Genomic DNA, 9,682 nt, shown 5'->3' on the forward strand with positions numbered 1-9,682 from the left:
CCCAGCCACGGCCATAGCCACCCGGAGAGGCCACCGCCAGCCCGACAGCCCCACCTCCAAGCGCGAAACGGGCAACACGTCACTTACCGCCCTCTGAGAGCTACGCACGCACCCTGCTCGCCAAAGGCGACCGGCTGCCAAGGGCGGACGGCACCGACACCGACGGAAAACCGTGGTGGCGGCCGGACACCATAGACCGCTGGTGCCAGGACACCGGCCGGCCCCTGCCCGAGGACGCCGCCCCGCTGTACCGGCGCCCCCCGGCCACCCACCCGGCGCCCGTCACCTTCGCCGATGATGTGCTGCTGTCCGGCAGCAGGCGCACCGGCGAGCAAATCCCCGTGCACGTGACCCTCTACGAGACCGACCACGGACCCATCGTGTGGGTCCAGCGCTACAGCGGCCTCGAGTACGACATCAGCAAACACAGGGCAGCCCGCGCGGCCGCGCACCTGCTACCGCCCGCCCTGTGGCGCGACGCCGTCGTCCTGGTCCCGGACGCACTGCCGTTCCTCGACCGGGAAGAGCGGTCGGCCCCCGACGTCGACGCCTTCCGGCTGGACCCACCCGAGTGCAGCCAGCCGGAGCAACTGCCCCGCTGGGTACCGAAGTTCATCAAACCCCGCGCCGAGGAACAGGAGCGGCCGCCCGCCGACCCGGCGACCGTCCCCGTACGGGACGCGGGGCTTCCCGACGTTGACGTCGTCGCCCGCGCCGTGGGCCATGACCTGCCGCTGTGGTGGCGCGGGACCTGCACGCCCGACGCGGTGCGCCGCGCACGCACCATGGGGGAGGGCGCCGCCTTCACCGTGGCCGACAGCACCACCGCCTGGCCCGAGCACCGCGAGCGGATCCTCGCCGCGTACGAGAACAAGATGCACGCGCGATTCCCGCAGGCCTGGACCGCGCTCGCCGCGGACACCTTGAGCACCTTCGAGGAGGCCCGCACCAAGATCGCGAATGCCACAGGTCGCGGCGAGGGCTGGTACGCACCGGCCCGCCCAGTGGCACCGGAGTGGCCGCTGGCGATCGAGACGGCCGTGCGGACTGCTGCTGCGCGTGAGCTCCACCTTGGGTACGCGGCCGCAGAACTCCACGAGGTACGGGCGGCCGAAGCCGAACAGCCATGGGACTCCCCGTACGGCGAGGCTCTATGGGAAGCGGCCCGCTCCTTGGCCGGACACCTGGTGCGCTACTCGCCCGAGGACGTCTTCACCACCGTCAACCGCGAGCTGATCAGCACGGCGGGCCCGGTCGCCCAGGACTACCGGGCTCAGCTGACCCCGCTGCCCCCGCAGACCGTGACAAAGCTGCGGGCGAAGCCCACACGACGGCTGCTGCGCCTGCTGACCAACGAGACGCACCTGCCGACCCTCAAGCACTACGGCTTCCTCACGGATGCGGTCGAGAGGCTGGCCCAGCTCTACACGGACCCGGCCGGACGCTGGGTCGCCGAGTTCAAGCCCGCGCCCAGCCACGCCGGCGACGCCGACCACCCGGACCTCGCCGTCGAATGGCCGACCGGAAAGCCCCCCGCCGGCTGGGGCGAGCACACCGTCATCGCCGGCGACAAATCCGGCGACGGCGTCTTCGCCCTGACCCCCACCCCGGACGGCGGGCTGCGGATCGACCCGCTGCCGTCCTCCGGCGGCGCCACCGAGTACACCTGGGGCTACCCCGGCACCGGGCCCGGCCACTTGTACGACGCGCTCGCTGCCGCAGTCCTCGACAGTTGGGAAGACACCTCCCAATGGCTCAACCGACTTGCTGGCCAGCGCTCCCACAGCAGCGGCCTGTGGAAGGCGATCCAGGCCACCAAGCAGCACGATCCCCTCCGCATTCCCTGGCCCAAGATCGTGCAATGGACCCGGGAGGACCAGAAGGCCGCAGCCGGACAGTAACGGCCACACTCGAGGACATGACGTCCTCGACACCGCCGCTGCAGAAAGCCGCCCACGCCATCGTCCTCGCCGACGACCGCGTCATGCTGCTGCGCTACGACGAGGAGGGCGGCTTCTGGGCGACGCCCGGCGGCTCACTGGAGGACGAGGAGGACCACGCCACGGCGACGCCGCGAGCTGAGCGAAGAACTCGGTATCGACGAGAAGGTCGCTTTCATAGCCACTACGCCCTGAACCCTTTGGCCAGCAACTGCTTCGCGGCGTGCAGCACGCAGTCGCGCGGCACGATCACTGCGGCCTCACCGGCGTCGACCGACGTCCCCAGCCGGCGGCCACCTGGTCACAACGCGCGGTCAGCCACGTCTCCGATGGTGTCATCGGCGAGATCAACTGTTGCCCTGATGCGCTTGCCCACCGGTTCGCGGTGCACCTCAAAGCTCCGGCAGAGCGCCATGACGATCTCCAGACCGTGCTGGCCCACCCGGGCCGGATCGAAGCCTTGGACCATCGGCAGTCGGGGTTCGCTGTCCCACACGGTCACCGCGACGGCGCCCTCATCGGCCTCCAGCGTCAGCAGATACGGACCCGGGGCGTACTTCTGGGCGTTGGTCACCAGCTCGCTCACCACCAGCTGCACATTGCCCATCGCCCGGACTGACACCGGCACGCCGTGCACCGCCTGAAGATCCTTTAGGAACGACCGCGCGTAGTCACGGGCATCAGCGATCGCCTCCGTGCCCTCGAACGCGGCAGACACCGCGATCGACTCATCGGACAGCGCCCAGCCCTCGCCGTCAGCAGCCTGCTTCATAAGCCGCCTCGCCCTTGCACCCCCACCTGACACCGGCCCGATTACCCCAAGAATCCCGCCACAGACGTGGCCAATGGGTGATCTTGGGCGTTACCACCGTTGCGGCAGGAGCGGCCAACGGTGGATCGACTGCTGCGCATGGTACTGGGTGGTGACACGATCGGATGCATGGGCACCGAGACGGACTGGGTGTACCGGGTGTTCGAGCCGCACGGCTCTGAGGGCTGGCGCCCCTACGGCGGCCCCGAGCGATGGCACGGTGCGATCACCGCGCCCGACTCGACCGAGGGCGCCAGGTATGCCATCGGCCGGATCGTCGGCGACCTGATGACCGAGTGGGAGAACATCGGCCTCCACCACGCGATGCATGTGCGGGTCTTCCTCTGGCACGACGACGAGGAGGAGAGCACCGAGGAGCCGGAGTTCATCGTTGAGGTACGGCCCCGGTCGGACTTCGACGTGGCGTGATCTCCCGGGGCCGGAGGCTCCTCACGGTGACAGGATCGGTTCCATGGGCACCGAGAGGACGTGGGCGTACCGGGTGGAGGAGCCGCATGGCTCCGCTGGCTGGCGCCCCCTCGCCGGCCACCCCCATCGCTGGCGGGGAAAGATCACCACCGGCACCTCCAGGCAGGGCGCCAAGTACGTCGCTGCGCTCGTCGTCACCGACTTGGTGACCGAGTGGAAGGTGAACGGCATCTGCGAGCAGCACGTGCGCGTGATCGTGTGGGCGGAGGAAGAAGGCACTGGCCCGGACGACGCCGTCTTCACGGTGGAGATCCAGCCCCACGTCGACACAGAGTGACCAGTCCTGGCCGAATCCGCGTCGTATCCGGATACGGGCCCGGGGGCGACGGATATATGGATCAAGAGATCCGGGCCCGTGCCCGCTGGTGCCGTCTACCGTGTCGTGCGTGACAATTTTGATCATTGGCGGCAGCGGTTTCTTGGGGGCCGAGCTGATCCGGCAGGCGAGAGCAGCCGGGCACACGACGGCTGCAACGTACCAGTCTCGACGCCTCCCGCCTGCCCGATGGCCTGCGGGCCCACAGCACACTGCCCGGCACCCTCGACGTGCGCCTCGACAGCCGGGCGACCCAACGGAAACTGACCACCACACTGCGCGGTGCTCGTCAATTCTTCACCGCACCGGTGACCGGCCAGCCCGTCGGCCCATGAGCGAGCGCCCCCACCAGAACCCGGCCGCTCTGCCGTTCGTCGCCCAGCGGAGCGGAAGTCGCAGCAGGCGGACCTCCCTTCCCTTACCTTCCACCCGCAGCATGACGAACGGCTCCCCTTGAGAGGGCGAAGGGTCATCAGAGCTCGGGCGGTCGACGGCGAACCGGGTTCGTGGACGGAAGCCACCTGCGGTAATCCGCTTGATGCGCAGTCGGGTGGACGTGGCAGGCTTGCGCGGTGATTGTCGACCTCGCCCCCAGTTATCTGACCTGGGACGACGTGGACCCCGCCCGTCATCCCTTCGACAGCGCTTCGGCGCCGCAGGTCGTGCGGTCGCTCGGACCCGCCCAACGGGTGCCACGCCGCCCAGACCTGCCCCTCGCTGACCCGGCGATGAGCGCATGGAGCCGGGACACGGGCCAACCCTGGGCCGACGCCATGTCGCACGCCCTCACTGAGCACTACGGCCGCTGGACCGTGGGCTGGCGCTGGGCACACGACGAAGGGGACTTCGACGGAGGACCAGTGGGGAACTGGTGCTGCCCCAGGGACTCGATCACCACCCCAGAGGAGACCATCCCCCGCGTCGCCGCGGCGCTCTGCGAGTGGCGCGAGTGGCTGGAGAGCCTCGCCAAGTGGTTCGAGGCCTACCCGCTGGATCTGGCCGACATCGAGGACCAGCGAAACCTGTGGGAACGCGCCGCCCGGAACCTGATCGAGCAGGTGACCGACCGCACCGACTGCGGCAGCGGCTGGTACGGACACTGCCATCAAGTCCTCACCTGGTTCCTCAGCCGCTGGAGCATCCCACCCCAGCGCGCGGAGAAACTGGTCAAACAAGCCATCGGCGGACGGTTCCACAGCTGGACCGGCCCCGACCCGGAACTGGTCGAGGACGTCGCAGAGCAGCTGGCCCTCTCGCTGCAGCCGGGCGACGCCGCACGATCCACCGGACCCGCGCCGGACCACCTGCGCCGCTGGCTCGCCGTGCGCGAGACCGTGCCATGGCACGAAGCCCCCGACGGCGGCGGCGACGAACCAGTGACCCCCTCGCACGACGGCGCGGCAGAGGACATCCGCACCTTCGACCACGCCATAGACCCCACCCGCGCACAAGGACTGCTCGCCGCCCTGCAACTACTGCGGGCAGACGCGGCACGCGGCACCCAGCTCGACTTCCAGCTGCTCCAGTACTGGCAGCACCACGTCCTGGGCACGCCGCAGCCACCGTCGTTCCGCGACCAGCCGGCCTTCGCCAAAGGCGGCCGGGAACGCTACGGCATCAGCGCGGACACCCGCGCCCGCCTCGACGCCTGCCTCGCCCAGAGCACACAGGACCCCGGAAGGCCCCTTCCCCTGACCGCCAGGGCCGCACGCGCCTATCTCGACGTCTGCTTCTTCCACCCCTTCGACGACGGCAACGCCCGCTCCGCCTTCCTCACCCTCGTCTTCGTCCTCGCCCGCGCAGGCGTCACGCTCGACGACGTCACCCTGCTGCGCCGCGTCACCTTCCAGGCCGACGACTCCCAGGATGCGCTGACCCTCACCCGCTACATCGACATCCATCTCAGGGAGACCCGGAGCAACGCGGCGTCCCTCGGCTCCCAGGGAAGGATCGACACTTGACTGAGTGACTATTGGATGCTCCAGCGGTGCGGGTGGTGGGGTGCCTTGGGGCAGGCGAAGACGTTGAGTTCGCCCCAGCGGCCCACGGTGACCTGGGTCGGCCTGGCGGACTGGTACGTGGGCAGGTCCTGTTCTTCCAGCGGCTTCCAGCTGCTGCCGCCGTCCCATTCCGTGCTGTCGATGGTCAGCAGCAGGTGCATCGGTGCCCCGCAGCTCAGGCAGTTCATGGGGGACGGGTCAGTGGCGTGCCAGGAGGCGAAACCGCCGACGCGCCAGCCTGGTGGGATGGACAGGTCGTACTGGTAGCCCACTATCGCCGCGGTATTTTCGTCCACCGACTGCTCGGCCTCCTCCTCCAGGACCTCTTCCCAGGCATCGATCCGGGCGCACAGATCCTCCGGGAGCAGGCCCGCGAACGGGTAGGTGGCCACCTGCTCGGGATGCAGCACGCACGGCTCGGGCACGTACCCTTCGTAGCCGATGACCTGCGGCTGTGGCGGTGACGCCAGCACCGCGGTGACCTCCCACGACCGGCGCCAGCGCAGGTCGAGCAGCATGCCGTAGCCGGTCGACCCGTGTGCGTCGAAGGGGCACCAGAACACCTGGAGCAGATCGCAGTCATCCGGCCCGGCCGGTAGGTCGGGGATGTCCCGCCTGTAGAGCTGCGCAAGACCGATCAATGGCAGTGGACCGCTCGCAGCAGCTTCCTGAACTCGGTGTCTGCGGCCCAGTTCCTCAAGTAGCTGCCGTTCCTCGTCCGTGGGGCCGGGGTTCGGTTCACGGAGCCATGCAGCGGCAAGGATCTGCCGCTGCCGGTGGATGTCCGCCGGGCGGCGGCCACGCGCATGGCTGTGAGGCTCGGTGCACACCGGCCAGGGTTCGTCCGCCGGCCACAGCAGTGGACCACCCACGGAGCTGGCCGTCACCTCCGGTCGGCCCGGGTGCGGGTGGAGCCGGGTGGTGGTGCCCCGGTAGTTCGCCAGCTCGGGGAAGAGCGCCTCGACATCGAGCGGGCGTGGCGGTGTGGTCCTCGACATACACGTGATCCTAGAAACCTCCAGCATGGCTGGTGCTGGTCGTGGCCTGCGCAGCCGGCGAAGGGAGGTGCCCACTATGTGTCTGGTCAAGGTGGTGGGTCAGGATGGCGGCATGACGATCTGGTTCCGCACCTACTACGAGGACGAAGATCTGTGGCTGTATTTCGAGGCCGATGACGAGGGCTGGGCGGCGCGACAGGTTGAGGTCCGGGGGAGGGACTCGCGGGCGGTGACGGCGGCCTCTTTGGAAGAGGTGCTGCACTTGCGTGATCACGCCGATCTCGCGGCGATGGGCCGCTATGAACGGCAGTACGGCGTCCTCGCCGAGGGTCCCGTGGACGGCTGGCAGGACCAGCCCGAGGCAGTCGAGATCTCCGCGGAGGAGTTCGAAGGACTGTGGACTGAAGCAAGGCGGGTTCTCGGCGACTCAGCCTGACCTGAGCCGGGTGAGGATGGTCGGCATGACGGATCGAGATCGGTTGGGGCGGACCGCGGTGCACTATGCGGCTGATGGCGGGGACGTGGACGGCCTGAGGGCGCTGTTGGCTGAGAGCGCCGACCCTGGGGCTGTCGATGCCGAGGGTTGGACTCCGCTGCATTTTGCTGCTCAGGCGCAGGTGCCCGCTGTCGTCGAAGTCCTGCTGGCCGCGGGTGCGGCGGTCGATGTCGTGGACCGTCATGGCAATACGCCGTTGTGGAGGGCGGTGTTCTGTTCGCGGGGCGAAGGCGGCACGATTCGGCTCCTGTTGGAAGCTGGTGCTGACCCTGACCGGGACAACGTTCATGGCGTGAACCCAAGGGCGCTGGCGGGGCGGATCGCCAACTATGAAGTGGCTGTTCACCTTCCGGCTGGGGACGACACTTCCTCCTAGGGCCTGTCTCTTCGATCATGCTCGGAGCCGGGTGACGAGTGCGGCCGAGGTGCCGAGGTAGACGTGTCTGTGTTTTGCCGCGATGGGCGTCTGGCGGTCTTCCTCTTCGGGATGAACATGCCGGATGCGCCTTCTGCGGAGATGGGCGTGGATCCTGTTGCTGTACGTTGCCGGCTCAGCCTCTACCCATGGTGCGGTACGGCGGCACTGGCCCTCGGTGGCTGACAGACAAGTGCGGCGTCCTATGCGCGTACCGCGGCAACCGCCTCATCGAAGGCCCGCTCCATGTCGACCGTGCCGTTGCTGCGGACCCAGGTTTCCGTTGCGGCTTCGGAGCACGCCAGGGCGCAGGCGACGAGTGCGCGGGCCCGCAACTCGTTCATGGTGTTCGCCGTGGCGCCCAGTCGTCTGGCGATGTCCGGCAGCAGTAGCTCGGTCCACTGCTGCCGTTTCTCCAGCTGACGCCCCCGGAGAGAGGGCGACGCGTGGAGCATGCCGGTGATCTTGAGGAAGTCCTCCGGTGTATAGGGAAGAGACTCGACGAGCGCCTTGAGGGCCGCCCGGAGTGCTTCCCACGGGGGCTCGTCTGCCGGACGGGCTTCCAGCGCGGCCTTCAGAGTCCGGCCGTTTTCGGCGTGGTCGCCGAGCACGATGTCTTCCTTCGTGCCGAAGTAGCGAAACAGTGAGCGCCGCGAGATGCCGATCTCGCTGGCGATCTGTTCCATGGTGGTGGCTTCGAAGCCGTGTTCGAGGAAGAGCCGCATCGCGGTCGCGGCGATCTCGGCCTGCACTGCCCGCCGGGTGCGCTGCCGTAGCCCGGACGGGCCGCCTTCGCGATCGTTCATGAGCCCCAGCGTACCGCGTTGTGCACCCAGTACCCGATTGGCACTGAGTGACAAGATAGGCGTACGGTGCCATCACCGAGTGTATCCGCCGTCTCCCGGGAGTAGCCCATGAACGCCGTCGACTATCGCGGCCAGACCACCCTCATCACCGGTGCCAGCGCCGGCATCGGAGCAGAGTTCGCCCGCCAGATCGCCGCGCGTGGCTCACACGTCATCCTCGTCGCCCGGCGCCGGGAACGGCTCGACAAACTGGCCGCCGAACTCACCGCGGCTCACGGCGTCCAAGCCACGGCCATCCCTTTCGACCTCAGTCGGCCTGCGGTGGGCCAGAGCCTCGCTGAGGAAGTGGCACGGCGCGACCTGACCGTGATGAGCGTCGTGAACAACGCAGGGTTCGGCACCTTCGGCCCGTTCCACACCGAGGACCCGCAGCGCCTGCGGGAGGAGATCTCCGTCGACGTCGCGGGTGTGGTCGACATCAGCCGGGCGTTCATCGAGCCGCTGCGGACCTCCGGCACCGGGGTGCTGATCAATGTCGCGAGCATGGCCGCGTACTTTCCCACCCCGAACATGGCCGTCTACGCGGCAGCCAAGGCGTTCGTGCTGAGCTTCACCGAAGCCTTGTGGCAGGAGTCCCTCGACACCGGGCTGCGCGTGCTCGCCCTGTCCCCCGGCGCGACCAGCACCGAGTTCTTCGACGTCATCGGCACGGACTCCGCGGACGGCGGCACCAAACGCCAGTCCCCCCAGGAGGTCGTGACGACGGCACTGCGGACGCTCGACCGCCGCACGCCACCACCGAGCGTCATCTCCGGCCGGCTCAACCGCATGATGGCGAGCCTGGGCCGGGCAGTCCCCAGACGCCGCGCGGTCCTGCTCATGGGATCCATGACCGCCGCCCGCTAGAAACTGGCTTTCCGATCAGGCAGGTCGCTGTTGCGGTCATGCTCAGCAGGGGGGACCTGACCGACGAGGAGTGGGCGGTGCTGGAGCCGCTGCTGCCGAAAAGCAACAACCGGTGCGGCCGGTGGCGGGACCACCGGCAGGTGATCAACGGGATCATTCACCGGCTCAGCACCGGGGCACAGTGGCGTGAGCTGCCCGAACACTTCGGTCCGTGGAAGACCATCCACAAGCGGCACCTGCTGTGGTCGGCCGACGGCACCTGGGAGATGCTCCTCCAGCACATCCAGGCCCTCGCCGACGCCACGGGCGGCATCGACTGGAACATCAACGTCGACTCCACCATCGTGCGTGCCCACCAGCACGCCGCCGGAGCCCCGAAGAACCCACCGCACGTACCGCACGCCGCTTCATAGTAGTGCTTGGTCAGGTCCGTATGGGTGTGGGTATGTCGCGGTGGCAGGTGGGGCAGGCGCCGGTCCAGAGGGCGAGGAGTGTCTGTAGCTCG

10 protein-coding genes and 2 pseudogenes are annotated in these 9,682 nt (G+C 68.7%); 9 read left to right on the forward strand and 3 right to left on the reverse strand.

The window, feature by feature from the left end; genetic code table 11:
* Window positions 1–341: 341 nt before the first annotated feature.
* The gene (locus AB0N14_RS38970) at window positions 342–1,901 is read left to right on the forward strand and encodes a hypothetical protein (protein WP_366030442.1); all 1,560 of its coding nucleotides are present in this window, start codon (window positions 342–344) and stop codon (window positions 1,899–1,901) included.
* A gap of 340 nt (window positions 1,902–2,241) precedes the next feature.
* Here AB0N14_RS38970 and AB0N14_RS38975 read toward each other — a convergent pair whose 3' ends face one another.
* A complete protein-coding gene (locus AB0N14_RS38975; RefSeq protein WP_366030443.1) occupies window positions 2,242–2,712 on the reverse strand; it encodes an ATP-binding protein in 471 nt (156 codons plus the stop codon).
* A gap of 168 nt (window positions 2,713–2,880) precedes the next feature.
* On the opposite strand from AB0N14_RS38975, the gene AB0N14_RS38980 reads away from it, so the two are divergent.
* The 4 genes and pseudogenes from AB0N14_RS38980 (at window position 2,881) to AB0N14_RS38995 (ending at window position 5,517) form a co-directional block, all read left to right on the forward strand.
* The gene (locus AB0N14_RS38980; RefSeq protein WP_366030444.1) at window positions 2,881–3,180 is read left to right on the forward strand and encodes a hypothetical protein; all 300 of its coding nucleotides are present in this window, start codon (window positions 2,881–2,883) and stop codon (window positions 3,178–3,180) included.
* 43 nt (window positions 3,181–3,223) lie between these two features.
* The gene (locus AB0N14_RS38985; protein ID WP_366030445.1) at window positions 3,224–3,517 is read left to right on the forward strand and encodes a hypothetical protein; all 294 of its coding nucleotides are present in this window, start codon (window positions 3,224–3,226) and stop codon (window positions 3,515–3,517) included.
* Between the two features lie 194 nt (window positions 3,518–3,711).
* Window positions 3,712–3,891 (forward strand): annotated as a pseudogene (locus AB0N14_RS38990) (dTDP-4-dehydrorhamnose reductase); the annotation flags it as partial.
* Between the two features lie 237 nt (window positions 3,892–4,128).
* Entirely contained in the window at window positions 4,129–5,517 is a 1,389-nt protein-coding gene (locus AB0N14_RS38995; RefSeq protein ID WP_366030446.1) for a Fic family protein, read from the forward strand.
* 8 nt (window positions 5,518–5,525) lie between these two features.
* Here AB0N14_RS38995 and AB0N14_RS39000 read toward each other — a convergent pair whose 3' ends face one another.
* Window positions 5,526–6,554, reverse strand: coding sequence for a hypothetical protein (locus AB0N14_RS39000; protein WP_366030447.1), 1,029 nt, complete (start codon window positions 6,552–6,554; stop codon window positions 5,526–5,528).
* A 76-nt stretch (window positions 6,555–6,630) separates the two neighbouring features.
* On the opposite strand from AB0N14_RS39000, the gene AB0N14_RS39005 reads away from it, so the two are divergent.
* Together AB0N14_RS39005 and AB0N14_RS39010 are read left to right on the forward strand one after the other, a co-directional pair.
* Entirely contained in the window at window positions 6,631–6,990 is a 360-nt protein-coding gene (locus AB0N14_RS39005; protein WP_366030448.1) for a hypothetical protein, read from the forward strand.
* A gap of 25 nt (window positions 6,991–7,015) precedes the next feature.
* Window positions 7,016–7,426 carry an ankyrin repeat domain-containing protein gene (locus tag AB0N14_RS39010; RefSeq protein ID WP_366030449.1) on the forward strand — a complete coding sequence of 137 codons (411 nt, stop codon included), beginning with the start codon at window positions 7,016–7,018 and terminating at the stop codon, window positions 7,424–7,426.
* A 242-nt stretch (window positions 7,427–7,668) separates the two neighbouring features.
* Here the strand turns inward: AB0N14_RS39010 and AB0N14_RS39015 are convergent, their stop codons facing one another.
* On the reverse strand, window positions 7,669–8,271 hold the full coding sequence (locus tag AB0N14_RS39015; protein WP_366030450.1) for a TetR family transcriptional regulator: 603 nt from the start codon (window positions 8,269–8,271) through the stop codon (window positions 7,669–7,671).
* Between the two features lie 108 nt (window positions 8,272–8,379).
* On the opposite strand from AB0N14_RS39015, the gene AB0N14_RS39020 reads away from it, so the two are divergent.
* Both AB0N14_RS39020 and AB0N14_RS39025 read left to right on the forward strand, forming a co-directional pair.
* Complete coding sequence (locus AB0N14_RS39020; RefSeq protein WP_366030451.1) at window positions 8,380–9,177, forward strand: SDR family NAD(P)-dependent oxidoreductase; 798 nt, start codon at window positions 8,380–8,382, stop codon at window positions 9,175–9,177.
* A 38-nt stretch (window positions 9,178–9,215) separates the two neighbouring features.
* Window positions 9,216–9,557: pseudogene (locus AB0N14_RS39025) on the forward strand (IS5 family transposase); the annotation flags it as partial.
* Between the last annotated feature and the right edge of the window lie 125 nt (window positions 9,558–9,682).

Source organism: Streptomyces sp. NPDC051104 (genome assembly GCF_040682835.1).
Classification (GTDB): domain Bacteria; phylum Actinomycetota; class Actinomycetes; order Streptomycetales; family Streptomycetaceae; genus Streptomyces; species Streptomyces cynarae.

Coding starts and splice junctions, on each gene's coding strand:
- AB0N14_RS38975 (WP_366030443.1), bottom strand. CDS start 2,712: ATGAAGCAGGCTGCTGACGGCGAGGGCTGGGCGCTGTCCGATGAGTCG.
- AB0N14_RS38980 (WP_366030444.1), top strand. CDS start 2,881: ATGGGCACCGAGACGGACTGGGTGTACCGGGTGTTCGAGCCGCACGGC.
- AB0N14_RS38985 (WP_366030445.1), top strand. CDS start 3,224: ATGGGCACCGAGAGGACGTGGGCGTACCGGGTGGAGGAGCCGCATGGC.
- AB0N14_RS39000 (WP_366030447.1), bottom strand. CDS start 6,554: ATGTCGAGGACCACACCGCCACGCCCGCTCGATGTCGAGGCGCTCTTC.
- AB0N14_RS39005 (WP_366030448.1), top strand. CDS start 6,631: ATGTGTCTGGTCAAGGTGGTGGGTCAGGATGGCGGCATGACGATCTGG.
- AB0N14_RS39010 (WP_366030449.1), top strand. CDS start 7,016: ATGACGGATCGAGATCGGTTGGGGCGGACCGCGGTGCACTATGCGGCT.
- AB0N14_RS39015 (WP_366030450.1), bottom strand. CDS start 8,271: ATGAACGATCGCGAAGGCGGCCCGTCCGGGCTACGGCAGCGCACCCGG.
- AB0N14_RS39020 (WP_366030451.1), top strand. CDS start 8,380: ATGAACGCCGTCGACTATCGCGGCCAGACCACCCTCATCACCGGTGCC.